Origin of the sequence: Bradyrhizobium sp. CCBAU 53338 (assembly GCF_015291665.1) — a bacterium.
Classification (GTDB): domain Bacteria; phylum Pseudomonadota; class Alphaproteobacteria; order Rhizobiales; family Xanthobacteraceae; genus Bradyrhizobium.
In genome coordinates, this window is sequence record NZ_CP030048.1 from 6,290,153 (window position 1) to 6,307,340 (window position 17,188).

Here is a 17,188-nt window from a genome sequence, read left to right on the forward strand (position 1 = left end):
GGCGCGGCAGGAAGCCGCAGGGCGTTCTATGCCACAAGTGGCATGAGCGTGCCAGATCGCGCGGGCGTGAAAGAAAAAGGGCCCGCGCGAAGCGGGCCCTTTCGTATCGGATCGTACCTGCAAGCTTAACGCAGATTGCCGCAGAAGCGCTGGATGCGCTTGCAGGCGTCTTCGAGGTCCGAGGTCTTGGTCGCGTAGGAGATGCGGAATGCCGGGCCGAGGCCAAAGGCCGAGCCCTGCACGACAGCGACGCCTTCGGTCTCCAGCAGCTCGGTGACGAACTGCTCGTCGTTCGAGATCAGATTGCCCGACGGCGCCTTCTTGCCGATCGTGCCGGCGCAGGACGGATAGACGTAGAACGCGCCTTCGGGACGCGGACACTCGATGCCGTTCGCCTGGTTGAGCATGGAGACGACGAGGTCGCGACGCTCCTTGAACACCTTGTTGTTGGCAGCGATGAAATCCTGCGGACCGTTCAGCGCTTCCACCGACGCCCACTGCGAGATCGAGGACGGGTTCGAGGTCGACTGCGACTGGATGGTCGCCATCGCCTTGATGAGATGCGCGGGACCACCGGCGTAGCCGATGCGCCAGCCGGTCATGCAATAGGCTTTCGACACGCCGTTCACGGTGAGCGTGCGGTCGTAGAGGCTGGGCTCGACCTGCGCGACGGTGGTGAACTGGAAGTCGTCATAGACGAGGTGCTCGTACATGTCGTCGGTCATCACCCACACGTGCGGATGCTTGACCAGCACGTCGGTGAGCGCCTTCAGCTCGGCCCTGGTATAGGCCGCGCCGGTCGGGTTCGACGGCGAGCACAGGATCACCCATTTGGTCTTCGGCGTGATGGCGCGATCGAGCGCCTCGGCCTGAAGCTTGAAGCCTTGAGCGGCCGTGCAGACCACCGGCACAGGCTCGCCACCGGCGAGCGCCACCATCTCGGGATAGCTGACCCAGTACGGCGCGGGGATGATCACCTCGTCGCCCGGATTGATGGTCGCCATCAGGGCGTTGTAGAGCACCTGCTTGCCGCCGGTGCCGACGATGATCTGGTTCGGCTTGTAGGCGACGCCGTTCTCGCGCTGAAACTTCGCGATGATCGCGTCCTTCAGCTCGGGGATGCCGTCGACCGCGGTGTACTTGGTCTTGCCGGACTCGATGGCGTGGATCGCCGCCAGCTTGATGTTGGCGGGCGTGTCGAAGTCGGGCTCACCGGCGCCGAGGCCGATGACGTTGCGGCCCGCCGCTTTCAGCGCGCGTGCTTTATCCGTGACCGCGATGGTCGCGGACGGCTTCACACGGTCGAGCGCAGCGGCAAGGAAGGACATCGTCATCTCCTGACAAGCGTCGTGAACCCTCTGGCCTCACGACTCCAATTGTGGGAATGGAGCCACCCTAAAACGTGTGCCGCTGCACCGCAAGAAACTTCGGCCCGATCTCGCAAAAGTTTACGGATTTCGCGCGGCCGGAGCCTCGATTTCCCGCAATTTTCCGCAACTTTGCCCCGCAATCCCCACATATCCGGCAAGGCTTGTCCTCGGAGCAATTTTGCGGGGTCCGAGCGCCACAAAACTGACGGCGGCCTGACGCGCGAGAGCTGCCACTGATCGCCAGCACGGGTGGGATCGCGTCCCTGTCATCGCCTCTCGCGCGATCGCGCGACGCGATGAGTCGTGCATGTTGACGCAGGCGTGATCTGAATTGCGGCGTCGTGCGAACATGACCTTCCCTGGCATTGCGGTGCGGCAGGGTTTTCGAGTTTTTCTAGTACCCGGCCCTTGCGGCTGATTCCCATCGGCATCATTGTTTAGCCGCGGTGCGGGGCAACATGCACCGCATCTTCCCGTCCTTGGAATCGAACTCCCAGAATGTACAAGCTCTATTCGATGCAACGCTCGGGCAACAGCTACAAGGTCCGCCTTGCGCTGGCGCTGTTGAACGTACCCTACGAGGCGGTCGAGGTGGACATTCTGCGTGGCGAGAGCCGCACGCCTGATTTCCTGACCAAGAACCCGTCCGGCCAGGTGCCGCTGCTCGAGGTCGGCGACAACCGCTATCTCGCGGAGTCCAACGCCATCCTCTGGTACGTCGCCGTCGGCACGCCGCTGGCGCCGGAGAATCGGATCGATCGCGCCGAGGCGCTGCAATGGATGTTCTTCGAGCAGCATGCACTCGAACCAAATATCGGCGCCGCCTATTTCTGGCTGTCGCTGGTCAAGGGTGGCCGCGACCTGCAGACCCACGCGCTGGAGGACTGGATGGAGCGCGGCTATGGCGCGCTCCAGGTGATGGAGAACCATCTCAAGACCAACGACTACTTCGCAGCGCGTCAGCTCACGGTCGCCGACATCGCGCTGTACGGCTACACCCACCTCGCCGACCGTTGCGACTTCGACCTGGAGCCGTTCCCGGCGATCCGGGACTGGCTCAAGCGCGTCGAGGCGGCGCCGGGCTTCGTGGCGATGGACTGGCGTCCCGCCGACATCGACGATCCCGCCAGCATCGCGGCCGGAGCCTGAAATCCGGTGCGGCGTTAAGAAATAGCGGGGGTTGCGTTAACCTTTGCCCCAATCCGGCCATGTTCGGCGCGATTGCCGCCCCAATATTGCCGGTTGAAATTGTGAAGTTATTCGGCGTCGCGGGTGATTCGCTCGCACGTTGAAGGATTTAGACCATGATTCGGGCGTCCGGCACGGTCGGCTTTCAGGGCCAGACCGATACCGTCTCGTCTTCCCGGCTAGCCAGCGCGGTCGCGGCCTCGCTCGCCGTCGCCGCCCTCTCGCTGTGCCTGATCGTCACCCTCACGGTGCTGTCGACCAAGGCGACCATGGCGATGGGTCTGCCGGTCTGATCGCCGTTTCATCCTCGACAGCCTTCAAGGTGCCGCGCGGCCCCGCGCCTGATGGCATCGCGACGGGACGCCGATGAAATCGCCTGTGGTCATCGTTGCAATCACCCTGACAGCAGCCATCCTGGTTGCGGCGTCGCTGTTGATCTTCGTCGGCACCCGCAAGGCGCCGGGGACGTCGACATGGAATGCGCCCGGGCAACAGCGCATCATGCACGCGCATTTGGTCTAAAATCATCCGAAAGCTTTGAGCGCGCAGGCAAGCTCCGCTTAAGCGCGCTGCGTGAAATCGCATTGCGCTCGCGCAGCCATGCGTCAGTCTGGCGGCCTTATTTCGTTCAGGGAGGAACGAGCGAGGGCCCCATGCGGTTCGGATGGCGCGCCATCTCAGGTCCCGTGCTGACGGCAGCGATTGCTCTGCTGGCGATCGTGCTCGATCGCGCCGTTCCCCTTCCCTCGCCAGCGCCGCTGTTCGTCTGCGTTGTCGCGCTTGCCGGCGCGCTGTCGGGCCTTGCCTCCGCCATGACCAGCGCGGCCTTCGCCGTAGCGGGCGCTGCACTGTTCTTCCTTGGCCATCGTGCCATGCCCCTCCCTGCCGCCGCCGATCTGGTCGGGCTCCTCGCGGTGACGGCCTTCGGCACCGCTGCCATCACCGGCCTGATGCGCGAACGCCTGCTCGCAGCTCTCGCCGCCGAGCGGCACAACCACGCCACCGCGGCGCGGCTGTCGGCCGCGCTCGATCAGGTCGATATCGGCATCGTGCTGCTCGATGCCGAGACCCGCGCCGAATTCATCAACCGCGCCTTCCGCGATTACTTCGCGCTGCCGGACGAGAAGGCCGACGATAGGCCGCCCTTCATCGCGCTGATGTATCACGGCCGCGACACCGGCGCGTTCGAGCTGCCGGAGGACGAGCTCGGCGTCTTCATCGCGCAGCGCATGGAGATGGTGCGGATCGGCGACGCCACCCCGATCAACATCGCCTTGCGCAACGGCGAGGTGCTGCGCTTCGTCTGCACCGCGCTGCCCGACGGCGGCCGCATGCTGAGCTACACGCCGGTGACCGACCTCGTGCGCCACACCGACGCGCCGGCGCGCGGGGATTATTATCGTTCGCTGCGCGATCCCGCGAGCCGCAAGCTGATCCGATATCTGCGCGTTGCGGAGTGACGCGCGACAACGCGATTGATCCGCAGCGCCATCATCCGTATCAAGGACGCCTCATCGGCCCTTCGATCACGGATTTCCCAGATGTCGCTCATCATTCGCTCGGTCACAAGGCAGGATTACGATCAATGGCTACCGTTGTGGGACGGCTACAACGCCTTCTACGGCCGCTCCGGTCCGACCGCGCTCGCGCCCGAGATCACCAAGACGACCTGGCAGCGCTTCTTCGATGCCTATGAGCCGGTGCATGCGCTGGTCGCCGAGAGCGAAGGCAAGCTGCTCGGGCTCACGCACTATCTGTTCCATCGCAGCACAACCGCGATCGAGCCGTCCTGCTATCTGCAGGACCTGTTCACGAACGAGGCCGCGCGCGGCAGGGGCGTCGGCTCGGCGCTGATCCATGGCGTGTACGAGCGCGCCAAAATCGCGGGCTCGCCTCGGGTCTACTGGCAGACTCACGAGACCAACACCACGGCTCAGAGCCTGTACGACAAGGTCGCGGAACGCTCAGGCTTCATCGTCTACCGCAAGATCTTCTGACGGCCACCGGGCGGCGAGCCTGTGGATAACTCCTGATGTCACCGGCGCGTTACACACCGCGACTACCTTGCAGTCGCGTCTGATCAGGCCCCCCGTCACCGATCAAGCGCCCCAAGCGGTCCCCGTCAGTCGCCGCGTCTGACAGGGGCCGCATTTTTTTGCCCGGCCTCTCGTGCCGGCATGGCAGCAACGCAGGCGACCGCTTGCCGGTGCAGCGCACCGCGGTCACAATGGGCGCCTGCTTCGTTCTCACAGGATCTCCCATGGAAATTCGTAATCTCGGCGGCTCCGGCCTGCGCGTGTCCGCGGTCGGGCTCGGCTGCAACAATTTCGGCCAGCGTATCGACCTCGAAGCCTCGCGCAAGGTGATCCACCGCGCGCTCGATCTCGGCATCACGCTGTTCGACACCGCCGACATTTATTCGAACAGGGGCGGCTCGGAAAACGTGCTCGGCGCCGTGCTCGGCGACCGCCGCAAGGACATCGTGCTGGCGACGAAATACTCCAAGCCGATGACCGAGGACGGCACAAAGCAGGGCGCCTCGCGCCGCTACATCATGGACGCGGTCGAAGCGAGCCTGAAGCGGCTGAAGACCGACTACATCGATCTCTATCAGCAGCACGACTATGACCCGCTGACGCCGATCGAGGAGAGTCTGCGCGCGCTGGACGATCTCGTCCGGCAGGGCAAGGTGCGCTACATCGGCAATTCGAATTTTCCGGCCTGGCGGATCGCCGAAGCGGAATACGTCGCGCGCGCGATGAATGTCTCCAGGTTCGTCTCCTGCCAGGACGAATACTCGCTCGTCGTGCGCGACATCGAGAAGGATCTGCTGCCGGTCGCGCAGGAATACAAGCTCGGCCTGTTGCCGTTCTTCCCGCTCGCAAGCGGACTTTTGACCGGCAAGTACAAGCGCGGCGTGGCCGCGCCCGACAATACCCGCTTCGGCCAGACACCGCGGCTGCGCGACCGCTACGTCACGCCGCGCAACGAAGACATCGTCGAGAAGCTCCAGGCCTTTGCGACGGCGCGCGGGCACTCGATGCTCGAGCTCGCCTTCTCCTGGCTCGCCGCCCGTCCGCAGGTGTCGAGCGTGATCGCCGGCGCCACCCGGGCCGAACAGGTCGAGCAGAACGTCAAGGCGATCGCCTGGCAGCTCAGCGCCGAGGAGATGGCGGAGATCGACAGGATCACGCTGGGCTAACGTTGAGGATGCGGCGCTACTTGGCGCCGCGTCCCACGGTCTGCTTGACCTCGAAACCTTCGAACTGGGGATGGCCCTGATAGAGCGGCTTGTTGTCCCCGGCGCGGGCATGCGCTGCGCGGAACGCCTCCGACCTGGTCCAGGCCTCGAACGCGGCATGGTTCGCCCACACTGTGTGCGAGGCGTACAGCGTATGGTCCTCGAGCTCCGGCCCCTTCAGCAGATGGAATTCGACGAAGCCCGGCACCTTGTCCAGATGCGTGTCGCGCGACGCCCAGACCTGCTCGAAGGCAGCCTCTGAGCCTTTGGTGACTCGGAAGCGGTTCATGGCGATGTACATGACTTGTCTCTCCTGATGCTCACGCAATCATGTCGTTATTCCGCGACGCGCCGCAAGCCGCGAGCGCGCAATGACGGCGACGGTGGCTAAGCCACCAACCCCTTCATCGGCCTTGCGCTTGCGCTGTCCGGGAACACCGTCTGGGCCAGCACCTGATCCGACAGGCCGAACTGGCCTTGCAGCACGCCCTTGATCACGGAGCGCAGATCGGTGGTCGGCTTGAGGTCGCGGCCTTCATAGAGATTGGCGGGCTTGAGCCCCGGCCAGTCCGAGATGACGCGGCCGCCTTTCACGGCGCCGCCGGCGAGCAGCGCGATGGTGCCGGTGCCGTGGTCGGTGCCGTCGGTGCCGTTGATGCGCGCGGTACGGCCGAACTCGGTGGCGACGACGACGACGGTGTCGCGCCAGCGATCGCCGAGGCCGCTTTCGAATTCGGCGAGCGCGCCGTCGAGACCGCCGAGCAGGAAGGCGAGCCGCCCGACCGGACCGCCCTCATTGGCATGCGTATCCCAGCCGTCGAAGGCGAGTGCGGCGATGCGCGGGCCGTCATCGGCGGCCATCAGCTTGGCCGCGCCGCGTGCGACCTGACGCATCTGGGCGACCTGGTTGCCGGGCTTCGGCTTCATGTCGTCGCCACTCGCGGCCTTCTCCAGTTGGAGGCCCTGCGACAGCGCCGACGCAAGCGCCGGATCACGATGACGGTAGAGATCGACGAGGCGCATCGCGGTGTCGTCGTCGGCCTGCGGCAGCGCGACCGGCGCCCAGCCGACCGTCGGCGCACTGCCGCGCAGCACCAACGGCGTGGTCGGGCCGACCGCGAGTCCGCTCGACACGCGCTCGCCGCGCGGCAGCGCCTCGAGCGCGCGGTTGAGCCAGCCGGACTGCACGCGGCCCGGACCGCCATAGCCGCTTTCGAGCACGTCCTGGCCGTCGAAATGCGAGCGGTCGCGGTAAGGCGTCGAGACGGCGTGGATCACCGCCGCATGCTGCGCGCGATACATCCGCGCGAATTCCGGCATGGACGGATGCAGACCGAAGAAGGAATCGAGCATCAGCGCGGGATGTGCGCCATTGGACGCGAGCGCGATCGAGCCGTGCAGGCCGGCATAATCGGGGTCGCCGATCGGAGCCACGGTCGCGAGCCCGTCGAGCGCGCCGCGCAGGATCACCACGACCAGACGCGGATCGTGCCCGTCGGCCGCGCGCGCGAATTTCGGCAAATAAGCCCAGGCGGCGAAGGAAGCGCCGCCGAGCAGCAGACCACGGCGCGAGGTGAGGAGCCGGTTTTCGACGCAGTCGATCATCTTCATCTCCTCTGCAATTCCGGCGACATCAGCAGCAGCGCCAGTGCCTGCTGGCGCGATTCCGCGCGCTCGATGGTTTTGCGCGTTTCGGCCGACGCCGCATCGGCGGCGGCGAATTCCAAGAGATCGAGCGGATCGATGTTGGGCCCGAGCCGCGCGCCCATCTGCGAGGCGATGTCGAGCCGCAGCTTGATGCCTTCGGGCGCCGCCCAGGCCGCAGCGGTGTCGGGGAAACCGTTGGGGCCGGCCGGGGTCCACAGCGGCTGGCCGAGCAGGTTCAGACTGTTGAGGTAGAAACCGGGATCCTCCGGCACCCGCGCGAGCAGCCGGCCGCTCGCGACCAGGAAATCGTAAGGCGAGCGCATCTTGGTCAGCGGCGCTTTCCACGCCTCATCGGAATCGACCAAAGCTGTCGCAAGCGCCTTGAGATCGCCGTCGGTCCTGACGAAGACATCGCGCAACCGCGCCACCAGCGCCGGTGGCGGATCGTCGGCGACGAAGTGGCGGGCGAACTTGGTGGCGATGAAATTCGCGGTCGACGGATGACGGGCGATGTCGGCGAGCGCGGCTTCGCCCTGTGCCAGCCCGGTCGGCTCATAGGTCTTGCCGAGCAGCATTTGCGGCCCGGGCTGGTGCGCATTGGCGTTGAACGCGAACGAGCCGGGTACGCCGAGTTGTCCCTTGCGGCCGGCAAAGGTCCAGCCGGTGATGATGCGCGCGAGCGAGGTGACGTCCCCCTGCGTATAGCCGCCACCGACGCCGAGCGTATGCAGCTCCATGATCTCGCGCGCGAGGTTTTCGTTCAGTCCACGCTTGCGGTTCTGGCCCGCGCGCGAGTCCGGTCCGAGCGATTGCTGGTTGTCGAGGAAGAACAGCATCGCCGGATGCTGCTCGACCGCCTTCAGCATGTCGGCGAAGCAGCCGAGCACATGCGAGCGGATCGCCTCGCGCTCGAACGCGCCGGCCCACATCCGCGCCAGTTCGCCCTTGCTCGCGGAGATGCAGAAATGGTTGGACCAGAACACGACCAGGCGCTCGGTGAAGCCGCAATCGACCAGCATCGCGCGCTGCAGCCGCGCCAGCGCCTCGGTGCGAAAGGTCTTCTGGATCACGTTGAGCGGCTGTGCCGGCTTTGCAGCGGCCGGCGCGGCGGCGCCGGGCTGCATGGTGCCAGGCTTCATCGCGTTGTCGGCCGGCTTCGCTTCGGCCATCTGGCCTGCGATCTCGGTCACGACCGTGTTGAGCGAGAGATTGCGCCGCAACTGGTTGTCGGGCTTCTGTTCGGCAGGCGGTTGCGGCGCTTCTGTCGGCGCAGCGGCCTTCGCGGCCTCACGCGCCTGCTTGACCTGGTCCTGATAGGCAAACGCCGCCTGCCCGAGTTGCGGCGTCGATTGCAGACCCGGCGCCTCCAGCAGCACGCCAAAGGGGCGCGCCAGCTCCGCCTTCACGAAACCGCGGGGATCGGAGGCCGCATTGATGAGATCGCCCGAGGCGCCGCCGCGGGCACCGAAGCCGAAGCGGTTCAGCGCGACGAGGGCGGCTTGCGAATCGCGGGCCATCGATTTGTCCTCCGCGCGTTGCCAACCGCTTTCCTGGTCCGTGCGCGGCGCCTAATATACCGCAGCGACGGATGAACCCGACATGAAAATGACGCCAAAGCTTTTGCGTAAATCATGACAAATCCGAAAGAAATCGCGTTCACGTCACCGGCCCCGCGGCGCCTCGTTTGTTCCCGATGCGGCACCGAGTTCGGCTGCGACTTGTCGGGCAATTGCTGGTGCGCGGAGGAAAGCGCCAAGCTGCCGATGCCGGTCAAGGGCGAGGATTGTCTGTGCCGGGAATGTTTGCGCAAGGCGGCGGCGGAGGCCGCGCAAGCCTAGACCGCGAACCCCGGCGATGTCCGCGCCATGCCGTCGAACGCATCGAGCAGCCTTTCGCGCCAGGCATAGACGGGATCATCCGCCTCGAGCAGCTTGAACGGGCTCACCACGCGCGCCCATTGAAAGCCGCCGAACACGATGTAGTCGGCATAGTTCGGCGCAGCGCCGCCGAGATAGGCCTGCGTCTTGAACGTCTGCCGCATGATCTCCAGCGATTTGCGAAACGCGACGACCGTGCTGTCGCGACTCGCCATGATCTCCTCCAGCTTCTTGCCGCCGAAGCGCGCCTCGCGCGATGAGCGGAAATAGTCGGCGTCGATTTCGGCGAGGTTTTTCGGGATGTCGGCGATGATGAGCGGAAAGATGCCACCGACGATGGCGATGTCGCCCCATGCGTTGATCATGCGCGCCATGGCGCGACCGCCCTCGCCGCCGAACAGCGACGGACGATCGGGAAAATTGTCTTCGAGATAATTCGCGATCGCCCAGGAATCGACAACCGGCTTGTCGTGATGCAGCAGCACCGGAACCTTCTCCGAGCCGTGCGGCGCGATCGTGCTCTTCTCGGTGAAGCGCCAGGGCAGCGATTCCGCCGTCAGCCCCTTGTGCGCCAGCGCCATCCGCGTGCGCCAGCAGAACGGACTGAACGGGCGCGAGGTGTCGGTGCCGACGAGTTCGTAGAGTTTGAGCGACATCGTGGGGCTCCGTCATTGCGAGCGCAGCGAAGCAATCCAGTCTGCTTCCGCGGAGACATTCTGGATTGCTTCGCTTGCGCTCGCAATGACGTTGTTGAGGCAGATGTGCGCGTCTACCGCCCGTTGGTTCGCAGCAGCCTCTCGCCGTCTTCCGTCACCGCTATGACCAGGCCGAGGCCGGGCAGCGTCTGGCGCGCGACGAAGCCGCGATCGGCGGCGTCCTCCCAGATGGTGAGGCGGGGACACGAGGTTTTCCAGGTCGAGATCACCTCGGCATAGGCGCGCGGCTCGCGCGCGATCCATTCGACGAAGTCCAGCACCAGCGGGTCGGCTTTACAGCTCATTGCAGGACTCCCTTGTCGAAGGCGGCCAGCACCGGCACACGCAGCAGGAGCCAGCCGCCATAGGCGATATAGTAGCAGGCGATGGTGGTGATCAGCTTGTTCGACCAGGTCATGAATTGCTGGTCGGTCATGGCTTCGAGAATGCGCCGCGCCAGCGAGGTGCCGAGCATCGAGGCTGCGATGGCGATACCGGCGAGCACGGGATCGAGCGTGGCGGCCTGGTCGATGATGCCGCCGAAATAGATCAGCTTGGTGAAATGGCTGACCAGCTGGCACATCGCCTTGGTCGCCACCTTGTCGCGCCGGCCGAAATCGCCACCGAGAAAGAAAGTGTCGAGCAGCGGGCCGGAGACGCCGGTCATCAGCATCAAGCCCATGCAGATCGTGCCATAGACGGTGCCCTGCCAGAGGCTGTCAGGGTTGGGCTTGATGTTGGTCGGCAGCAGCCGCGCCATGAACGGCGTGGCGCCCAGCATCAAGAGCGCCATCGGCTTGTCGGGCACGTAGCGCGTGAGCGACCAGGCCGCCAGCGCGATGGCCGCGCCGACCAGGTAGTTCGCGACGGGACGCCAGCGGATGTGCTTGCGCCACAGCAGGGCGCGCCAGCCGTTCGAGGCCATCTGCGTGATCGCATGCAGCACCATCGCCGTCGGCAGCGGCATCAAGGCCAGCAGCACGCCGATCAGGATCAGCCCGCCCGCCATGCCGAACAGCCCCGACAGGAACGCGGTGGCGACCATCAGCAATCCGAGGGCAGCGATCATGATGGGCGTCACGTGGGGATTCTCCTGTAGGCGAGTTAGGGACGCAGGCTGCTTCACTCCCTCTGCCCGCTTGCGGGGCGAAGCGAAGGGGGCCGCCTCAGCTTCGACAAATCAGCATGAATTACGCTGATGTTTGTGCCTCGCTTGCCGTGTCGGCGCAAACTGAGTTATCTTGGCCTGGCATCAGCTTTCCTGAGGGTTATCGATTTGCGGCGGCTGCTCTTTCTCAACGGCATCAAGGCATTCGAGGCGGCGGCGCGAACCGGCAGCTTTGCTGCGGCCGGAATCGAGCTGAGCGTGTCGGCGGCCGCCGTCAGCCGCATGGTGCATCTGCTCGAAGAGCGGCTCGGCGTCGCGCTGTTCGAGCGCAAGGCCAACAAGCTGGTGCTGACGCAGGCGGGCCGCGCCTATCAGGGCGGGCTGACGCCGATCTTCGACGCACTCGCCAGCCTCACCGCGCAGGTGACGGCGCCATCAAGCGTACGCGTGCTCACCATCGGCGTCGGCCACACCTTTGCGATGCGCTGGCTGATCCCGCGGCTGTCGGAGTTTCGCAGCGAGGAGCCCGACATCGAGGTGCGCTTCACCACCGGCGGCGCGTCGGTGCCGTTCGGCGAGGACTGGAGTTGCGGCATCAAGCTCGGCACCGGCGACTGGCCGGGGCTCGTCGCCGAACCCTTGTTCGCCGGCGACCTGACGCCGGTCTGCGTGCCCCGCCTCGCCGCCAGCCTGAAACGGCCGGCCGACCTCAAGGGGCCGAGCCTGATCCGCGTCGAACATTCGCCCGAGGACTGGCCGCTCTGGCTGAAGGCCGCGAATCTGCCCCGCATCACTCCGCGCGGGCCGGAGTTCCAGTTCTACGGCCAGGCGCTGCAGGCCGCCGCCGACGGGCTTGGCATCGCCATGGGCATCCGGCCCTATATCGACGACGACCTCGCCGCTGGACGCCTGGTCGCGCCGTTCGACCTCTCGGTGCCCAAGGGCATGCGCTGGTACCTGCTGTACCGCAGCTTTCAGACCGAACAGCGCGATTTCGCCGCGTTCCGCCGCTGGATCATGCGGGCAGCGGCGGAACCCGCAACGCGGCCGCGACGGCGGACTGCCGGGCGGGCCTGAGCTCGGAACCAGCTGAAAAAGCCGGCCCCTTGTGAACGGCTTCACATATCGAAATCCGCAAACGTGGTCCTCTAACCCTCCGACATCCGAGCATTTGGGGACTACCAATGACGACCCTTTACGACGGCTTTGACATCGAATCCTTCGAAGCTGGCAAGGGACTGTGGCACGCCCGCATCCGGCGTGCCGATTTCAGCCCGGTTGCCATCGACGGCGTGCTGTTTCCGACCATGGAAGTCGGCTTCGCCTGGCCCGATCCCGACGCTGCGATCGCCGACGCCAAGCATCACATCGACCGCTTCCGCCGGCACACCGACGACAGCGACGACGAATAGGCATGACAAATAGGCTTGGCGAGACGACAGCAGGACCGAGCGACAGCGCGGCATAGCAGGGGGAACACCGGTTCATGTCAGTGATCGAATACGACGACGAACCGCGGCCGAGAATCTATTCGCGCAAGGTGATCACAATCTGCCCGGAATGCGACGGCGATCTCGCGGTGCTCCGTGTGATCGGCGGACGCGCCGGGTGCGAGTACTGGACCATGCGCTGCACGGATTGCGGCGGGATCCATCTCGACATCCTCGAACCGCGCCTGACGGTCGTGGACGGCGACGGGCCGCTGCCGGCGGCGTAGTTCGAGCCTGCTGCCAACCTGCTGTCAGCAGCCTGCGGAGGGACGGGCTTTCGCCCTTTTCTAAGGGGCGGACTCGTCCCATATTCGCCCCATGGCGAAGAAACCTGCTCCCCCAAAATCCCCCAAAACCAGGACACCGAATTCGAAGGCACATCGGCCTGACGTGCAGCCGATCGGACCGGCGCTGGCCGAATTGCTGAATCCCGCGATCAATCGCGGCGATGCCGGGCTGGGATCGGGCACCGGGTTGCAGCCGCCGCCGGACAATTCGCGCGACCGCCGCGCCGGCGGCGAGGCCGCCGCGCATCGAGCGCGCGCATCGACGCCCAAAGACCTTCAAAAGCAGTTTCCGCAGGATACGACGCGGCCGATGCCGCTGCGGCCCAATCCACAGCCGGTAGGGGCACGCAGCTCGGCCGAAGGTTTCGACGAGGCCCCGCAGGCCAACTACGGCACCGCCGCCACGATCCCGACGCTCGATCCGGAACTGGCGCGGCAGCTCGGCCTGCCCACCGAGGAGGACGACGCCGAGGCGCTGGCGCGTCCGCCGCGCTCCAAGATGGAGGCGCTCGGCGTCAAGGCCACGGCCGACGCGCTGGAATCGCTGATCCGCGAGGGGCGGCCCGAGTTCCGCAAGGACGACGGCTCCATGAAGGTATGGACGCCGCACCGCCCGCCCCGCCCGGAAAAGTCCGAAGGCGGCGTGCGCTTCGAGATCAAGTCGGAATACCAGCCGCGCGGCGACCAGCCGACCGCGATCAAGGAGCTGGTCGAGGGCATCGACCGCAACGATCGCTCACAGGTGCTGCTCGGCGTCACCGGCTCCGGCAAGACCTACACCATGGCCAAGGTGATCGAGGCGACGCAGCGCCCCGCGCTGATCCTGGCGCCGAACAAGACGCTGGCCGCCCAGCTCTATGGCGAATTCAAGAACTTCTTTCCGGACAATGCCGTCGAGTACTTCGTCTCGTACTACGACTACTACCAGCCGGAAGCCTACGTCCCGCGCACCGACACCTACATCGAAAAGGATTCCTCGATCAACGAGCAGATCGACCGCATGCGCCACTCGGCGACGCGCGCGCTGCTCGAACGCGACGACGTCATCATCGTCGCCTCGGTGTCCTGCATCTACGGTATCGGCTCGGTCGAGACCTACACCGCGATGACCTTTGCCCTGAAGAAGGGCGAGCGCATCGACCAGCGCCAGCTGATCGCCGACCTCGTCGCGCTCCAGTACAAGCGCACCCAGGCCGATTTCACCCGCGGCACCTTCCGTGTCCGTGGCGACGTCATCGACATCTTCCCGGCGCACTATGAGGATCGCGCCTGGCGCGTGAATTTGTTCGGCGACACCATCGAGAACATCGAGGAGTTCGATCCGCTCACCGGCCACAAGCAGGACGAGCTCGAATTCATCAAAATGTACGCCAATTCGCACTATGTGACGCCGCGCCCGACGCTGGTGCAGGCGATCAAGTCGATCAAATCGGAATTGAAGCAGCGGCTCGACCAGCTCAACAACCAGGGCCGCCTGCTCGAAGCGCAGCGGCTGGAGCAGCGCACCACCTTCGACCTCGAGATGATGGAGGCGACGGGAAGCTGCGCCGGCATCGAGAACTATTCGCGCTACCTCACCGGCCGCCGGCCCGGCGAGCCGCCGCCGACGCTGTTCGAATACGTCCCCGACAACGCGCTGATCTTCGCCGACGAAAGCCACGTCACCATCCCGCAGATCGGCGCCATGTTCCGCGGCGATTTTCGACGCAAGGCGACCCTCGCGGAATATGGCTTCCGTCTGCCGTCCTGCATGGACAACCGCCCGCTGCGGTTCGAGGAGTGGGACATGATGCGGCCGCAGACCGTCGCGGTGTCGGCGACGCCGAGCGGCTGGGAGCTGAACGAAAGCGGCGGCGTGTTCGTCGAGCAGGTCATCAGGCCGACAGGGCTGATCGATCCGCCCGTCGATATCAGGCCGGCCCGCACCCAGGTCGACGATCTCGTCGGCGAGGTCCGCGCCACCGCGCAGGCTGGTTATCGCTCGTTGATCACTGTTCTGACCAAGCGCATGGCCGAGGACCTCACCGAATATCTGCATGAGCAGGGTATCCGCGTCCGCTACATGCACTCCGACATCGACACCATCGAGCGCATCGAGATCATCCGCGACTTGCGCCTCGGCGCCTTCGACGCGCTGGTCGGCATCAACCTTTTGCGCGAGGGGCTCGATATTCCCGAATGCGCGCTCGTCGCAATTCTGGACGCCGACAAGGAAGGCTTCCTGCGCAGCGAGACCTCGCTGATCCAGACCATCGGCCGCGCCGCGCGCAACGTCGACGGCAAGGTGATCCTCTATGCCGACCAGATGACCGGCTCGATGGAGCGCGCCATCGCCGAAACTAACCGGCGCCGCGAGAAGCAGGTCGAGTACAACACCGCCAACGGCATCACGCCGGCGAGCGTGAAGAAGAACATCGGCGACATCCTCAACTCCGTCTACGAGCGCGACCACGTGCTGGTCGAGGTCGGCGGTCACGACATGACCGATGACGTCATCTCGATCGGCCACAATTTCGAAGCCGTGCTCGCCGATCTGGAAACGCGGATGCGCGAGGCCGCAGCGGACCTGAACTTCGAGGAAGCCGCGCGCCTGCGCGACGAGGTCAAGCGCCTGCGCGCCACCGAGCTTGCCGTGGTCGACGACCCCACCGCCAAGCAGCGCACCGTCGCGGGCAAGGCCGGCGCCTATGCCGGCACCAGGAAATACGGCGACGCCGCCAACCTGCCGGTCAGCGCCATGAAGAAGAAGACCGTGAGCTCCGCGCTGAAGGCCAGCGGCGGCGGCAACGGCTCGAAGGTTCACAAGCCGCATCTCGACGAGATGCACGGGCCGGAATCCCTGCCCTATCGCGAGAGCCCTAGCCTGCCCTCAAAGCCGTTCGGCAGCACGAGCCGGATCATCCAGCCGACGGATTCAAGGCAGTCAGGCCAGGAGTTCGGGCCCGCGCAGAAGTCGACCGGTGGGATGCCGGGACGGCGGGGCGGGTGGAAGAAGAGGTAGGTTGTCGCTGGCAATTCGAGCGGGTTTCTTTACGCTGGGCTCATGAAACTTGGCTTTGAAGAGTCCCAACTTTCCTACACCAGCGGCTCACAAAGTGCCCGCGCGTGGACCGAGGCTTGGGTCAAGGCGTGGGCGTACTGTCCGCATTGCGGCAACGCTAAAATGTCACAGTTTCCGAACAACAGCCCGGTTGCCGATTTCCTTTGTGCTACCTGCAAAGAGGAGTTCGAGCTCAAAAGCCAAAAGGGGAAATTCGGAGCGAAAGTCTCGGATGGCGCCTACAAGACGAAGTGCGAACGACTTGCTGCGAGCAACAACCCTAATCTCCTCTTGATGAACTACGACCGAACCTCGCTTGCGGTCGTGAATCTTTTTATCGTACCGAAGCACTTTTTCGTTCCTGAGATTATCGAGAAGCGTAAGCCCCTAGCAATGACGGCGCGGCGCGCCGGCTGGATCGGCTCCAACATCCTGCTCAGCAAGGTGCCGGAGTCCGGCAAGATCCATGTAGTGCAGAGCGGCGTGGTTCGACCGAAAGAACAGGTACTTGAAGAATGGCAGAAGACGCTTTTTCTGCGCAGCAAGTCTTTGGAGGCGCGGGGCTGGTTGCTCGATGTACTGAAATGCGTGGAATCATTGGGCAAGCGTGAGTTCACGCTAGAAGAAGCCTATGCTTTCGATCGGCATCTCGGCGATCTCTATCCCGACAACCAGAATATCAGACCAAAGATACGTCAGCAGCTTCAGTATCTGCGAGATCGAGGATTTATCGAGTTCGTTTCTCGCGGCAGTTACCGTTTGAAATCGTGAGGTTCGATCTGGCCTGGTTCCTGAATTTCTACCGATGCGGCCGGTGCAGGAAGATATGGACCGACGAATGGTCATGCACCTGCGACGACGAGTGCCCGCACTGCGGGTTCAGCGACATGACGCCGTTCAACAGCGAAGATTTGACTGAGCTCATTGTGGAGGAAAACAAAAAATTCGTTGTATTGCGCTCGTCCGAAAATGCGGAGGACGACCCGGACTACGAGGAGCTTGGCCGCTTCGCGACGCGTGATGCGGCGAAGGAATTCCTGCGCTCACACCAGCCGAATTGACATTCGACTATCTAATCCTTCTTGCCTTAGTGGTTATGGATTCCGGGCTCGCCGCTTTGCGGCGCCCCGGAATGACGATGGAGAGATTTCCTCCGCCCCTCACCCCATGCTCGCCGTCACCACGGCCATCACCGACAGCATCAGCACGATCGCAACCAGCTGCAGCGAGGCGGCCGGATGAGTG

At 64.8% G+C, this 17,188-nt stretch carries 20 protein-coding genes; 13 read left to right on the top strand and 7 right to left on the bottom strand.

Translation table 11 applies throughout. The features are described from left to right. Positions 1 to 125: 125 nt before the first annotated feature. The gene (locus XH90_RS29455; protein WP_194477765.1) at positions 126 to 1,328 is read right to left on the bottom strand and encodes a pyridoxal phosphate-dependent aminotransferase; all 1,203 of its coding nucleotides are present in this window, start codon (positions 1,326 to 1,328) and stop codon (positions 126 to 128) included. Between the two features lie 540 nt (positions 1,329 to 1,868). On the opposite strand from XH90_RS29455, the gene XH90_RS29460 reads away from it, so the two are divergent. From XH90_RS29460 to XH90_RS29485, 6 genes are all read left to right on the top strand, one after another. Continuing rightward, positions 1,869 to 2,519: a glutathione S-transferase family protein gene (locus XH90_RS29460; protein ID WP_194477766.1), complete on the top strand. Its 651-nt coding sequence runs from the start codon at positions 1,869 to 1,871 to the stop codon at positions 2,517 to 2,519. A gap of 155 nt (positions 2,520 to 2,674) precedes the next feature. Continuing rightward, positions 2,675 to 2,851: a hypothetical protein gene (locus XH90_RS29465; RefSeq protein ID WP_194477767.1), complete on the top strand. Its 177-nt coding sequence runs from the start codon at positions 2,675 to 2,677 to the stop codon at positions 2,849 to 2,851. A 73-nt stretch (positions 2,852 to 2,924) separates the two neighbouring features. Continuing rightward, complete coding sequence (locus XH90_RS29470) at positions 2,925 to 3,080, top strand: hypothetical protein (RefSeq protein ID WP_194477768.1); 156 nt, start codon at positions 2,925 to 2,927, stop codon at positions 3,078 to 3,080. 131 nt (positions 3,081 to 3,211) lie between these two features. After that, a complete protein-coding gene (locus XH90_RS29475; RefSeq protein WP_194477769.1) occupies positions 3,212 to 4,018 on the top strand; it encodes a PAS-domain containing protein in 807 nt (268 codons plus the stop codon). An 81-nt stretch (positions 4,019 to 4,099) separates the two neighbouring features. Beyond that, a complete protein-coding gene (locus XH90_RS29480; protein WP_194477770.1) occupies positions 4,100 to 4,555 on the top strand; it encodes a GNAT family N-acetyltransferase in 456 nt (151 codons plus the stop codon). A gap of 263 nt (positions 4,556 to 4,818) precedes the next feature. Next, positions 4,819 to 5,760: an aldo/keto reductase gene (locus XH90_RS29485; RefSeq protein WP_194477771.1), complete on the top strand. Its 942-nt coding sequence runs from the start codon at positions 4,819 to 4,821 to the stop codon at positions 5,758 to 5,760. Positions 5,761 to 5,776: 16 nt separating this feature from the next. Here XH90_RS29485 and XH90_RS29490 read toward each other — a convergent pair whose 3' ends face one another. From XH90_RS29490 to XH90_RS29500, 3 genes are all read right to left on the bottom strand, one after another. Then, positions 5,777 to 6,100 (bottom strand): antibiotic biosynthesis monooxygenase, encoded by a 324-nt coding sequence (locus XH90_RS29490; protein WP_194477772.1) that lies wholly within the window; start codon positions 6,098 to 6,100, stop codon positions 5,777 to 5,779. A gap of 86 nt (positions 6,101 to 6,186) precedes the next feature. Then, a complete protein-coding gene (locus XH90_RS29495; protein ID WP_194477773.1) occupies positions 6,187 to 7,404 on the bottom strand; it encodes a DUF1501 domain-containing protein in 1,218 nt (405 codons plus the stop codon). Between the two features lie 2 nt (positions 7,405 to 7,406). Then, on the bottom strand, positions 7,407 to 8,963 hold the full coding sequence (locus XH90_RS29500; RefSeq protein ID WP_194477774.1) for a DUF1800 domain-containing protein: 1,557 nt from the start codon (positions 8,961 to 8,963) through the stop codon (positions 7,407 to 7,409). A 114-nt stretch (positions 8,964 to 9,077) separates the two neighbouring features. Here XH90_RS29500 and XH90_RS39150 point away from each other — a divergent pair, with 114 nt between their 5' ends. Next, on the top strand, positions 9,078 to 9,284 hold the full coding sequence (locus XH90_RS39150) for a hypothetical protein (protein ID WP_246755616.1): 207 nt from the start codon (positions 9,078 to 9,080) through the stop codon (positions 9,282 to 9,284). Here XH90_RS39150 and XH90_RS29505 read toward each other — a convergent pair. The 3 genes from XH90_RS29505 to XH90_RS29515 form a co-directional block, all read right to left on the bottom strand. Then, on the bottom strand, positions 9,281 to 9,979 hold the full coding sequence (locus tag XH90_RS29505) for a glutathione S-transferase family protein (protein WP_194477775.1): 699 nt from the start codon (positions 9,977 to 9,979) through the stop codon (positions 9,281 to 9,283). The two genes, XH90_RS39150 and XH90_RS29505, sit on opposite strands and share 4 nt — an antisense overlap. A 113-nt stretch (positions 9,980 to 10,092) precedes the next feature. After that, on the bottom strand, positions 10,093 to 10,323 hold the full coding sequence (locus tag XH90_RS29510) for a hypothetical protein (RefSeq protein ID WP_194477776.1): 231 nt from the start codon (positions 10,321 to 10,323) through the stop codon (positions 10,093 to 10,095). Beyond that, positions 10,320 to 11,099 carry a sulfite exporter TauE/SafE family protein gene (locus XH90_RS29515; RefSeq protein ID WP_194477777.1) on the bottom strand — a complete coding sequence of 260 codons (780 nt, stop codon included), beginning with the start codon at positions 11,097 to 11,099 and terminating at the stop codon, positions 10,320 to 10,322. Before XH90_RS29515 ends, XH90_RS29510 begins: the two co-directional genes overlap by 4 nt. Positions 11,100 to 11,294: 195 nt before the next feature. Between XH90_RS29515 and XH90_RS29520 the strand changes: the two genes are divergently transcribed. The 6 genes from XH90_RS29520 (at position 11,295) to XH90_RS39155 (ending at position 17,004) form a co-directional block, all read left to right on the top strand. Then, positions 11,295 to 12,203, top strand: a complete 909-nt coding sequence (locus XH90_RS29520) for a LysR substrate-binding domain-containing protein (protein WP_194477778.1) — start codon at positions 11,295 to 11,297, stop codon at positions 12,201 to 12,203. 107 nt (positions 12,204 to 12,310) lie between these two features. Continuing rightward, positions 12,311 to 12,538, top strand: coding sequence for a hypothetical protein (locus XH90_RS29525; protein WP_194477779.1), 228 nt, complete (start codon positions 12,311 to 12,313; stop codon positions 12,536 to 12,538). Between the two features lie 74 nt (positions 12,539 to 12,612). Then, positions 12,613 to 12,843, top strand: a complete 231-nt coding sequence (locus XH90_RS29530) for a hypothetical protein (RefSeq protein ID WP_194477780.1) — start codon at positions 12,613 to 12,615, stop codon at positions 12,841 to 12,843. A 91-nt stretch (positions 12,844 to 12,934) separates the two neighbouring features. After that, positions 12,935 to 15,904, top strand: a complete 2,970-nt coding sequence (gene uvrB / locus XH90_RS29535; RefSeq protein WP_194477781.1) for an excinuclease ABC subunit UvrB — start codon at positions 12,935 to 12,937, stop codon at positions 15,902 to 15,904. A 42-nt stretch (positions 15,905 to 15,946) separates the two neighbouring features. Further along, positions 15,947 to 16,714 carry a DpnI domain-containing protein gene (locus tag XH90_RS29540; protein WP_194477782.1) on the top strand — a complete coding sequence of 256 codons (768 nt, stop codon included), beginning with the start codon at positions 15,947 to 15,949 and terminating at the stop codon, positions 16,712 to 16,714. Positions 16,715 to 16,830: 116 nt separating this feature from the next. Next, entirely contained in the window at positions 16,831 to 17,004 is a 174-nt protein-coding gene (locus tag XH90_RS39155; protein ID WP_246755617.1) for a hypothetical protein, read from the top strand. Positions 17,005 to 17,188 lie beyond the last annotated feature (184 nt).

Excerpts from the sequence above, each read along its gene's own strand:
- XH90_RS29505 (WP_194477775.1), bottom strand. The coding sequence starts at position 9,979 with ATGTCGCTCAAACTCTACGAACTCGTCGGCACCGACACCTCGCGCCCG.
- XH90_RS29490 (WP_194477772.1), bottom strand. The coding sequence starts at position 6,100 with ATGTACATCGCCATGAACCGCTTCCGAGTCACCAAAGGCTCAGAGGCT.
- XH90_RS29510 (WP_194477776.1), bottom strand. The coding sequence starts at position 10,323 with ATGAGCTGTAAAGCCGACCCGCTGGTGCTGGACTTCGTCGAATGGATC.
- XH90_RS29460 (WP_194477766.1), top strand. The coding sequence starts at position 1,869 with ATGTACAAGCTCTATTCGATGCAACGCTCGGGCAACAGCTACAAGGTC.
- XH90_RS39155 (WP_246755617.1), top strand. The coding sequence starts at position 16,831 with ATGACGCCGTTCAACAGCGAAGATTTGACTGAGCTCATTGTGGAGGAA.
- XH90_RS29470 (WP_194477768.1), top strand. The coding sequence starts at position 2,925 with ATGAAATCGCCTGTGGTCATCGTTGCAATCACCCTGACAGCAGCCATC.
- XH90_RS29500 (WP_194477774.1), bottom strand. The coding sequence starts at position 8,963 with ATGGCCCGCGATTCGCAAGCCGCCCTCGTCGCGCTGAACCGCTTCGGC.
- XH90_RS29495 (WP_194477773.1), bottom strand. The coding sequence starts at position 7,404 with ATGATCGACTGCGTCGAAAACCGGCTCCTCACCTCGCGCCGTGGTCTG.
- XH90_RS29475 (WP_194477769.1), top strand. The coding sequence starts at position 3,212 with ATGCGGTTCGGATGGCGCGCCATCTCAGGTCCCGTGCTGACGGCAGCG.
- XH90_RS29540 (WP_194477782.1), top strand. The coding sequence starts at position 15,947 with ATGAAACTTGGCTTTGAAGAGTCCCAACTTTCCTACACCAGCGGCTCA.
- XH90_RS29485 (WP_194477771.1), top strand. The coding sequence starts at position 4,819 with ATGGAAATTCGTAATCTCGGCGGCTCCGGCCTGCGCGTGTCCGCGGTC.
- XH90_RS29465 (WP_194477767.1), top strand. The coding sequence starts at position 2,675 with ATGATTCGGGCGTCCGGCACGGTCGGCTTTCAGGGCCAGACCGATACC.
- XH90_RS29525 (WP_194477779.1), top strand. The coding sequence starts at position 12,311 with ATGACGACCCTTTACGACGGCTTTGACATCGAATCCTTCGAAGCTGGC.
- XH90_RS29530 (WP_194477780.1), top strand. The coding sequence starts at position 12,613 with ATGTCAGTGATCGAATACGACGACGAACCGCGGCCGAGAATCTATTCG.
- XH90_RS39150 (WP_246755616.1), top strand. The coding sequence starts at position 9,078 with ATGACAAATCCGAAAGAAATCGCGTTCACGTCACCGGCCCCGCGGCGC.
- XH90_RS29455 (WP_194477765.1), bottom strand. The coding sequence starts at position 1,328 with ATGTCCTTCCTTGCCGCTGCGCTCGACCGTGTGAAGCCGTCCGCGACC.
- uvrB (WP_194477781.1), top strand. The coding sequence starts at position 12,935 with ATGGCGAAGAAACCTGCTCCCCCAAAATCCCCCAAAACCAGGACACCG.
- XH90_RS29480 (WP_194477770.1), top strand. The coding sequence starts at position 4,100 with ATGTCGCTCATCATTCGCTCGGTCACAAGGCAGGATTACGATCAATGG.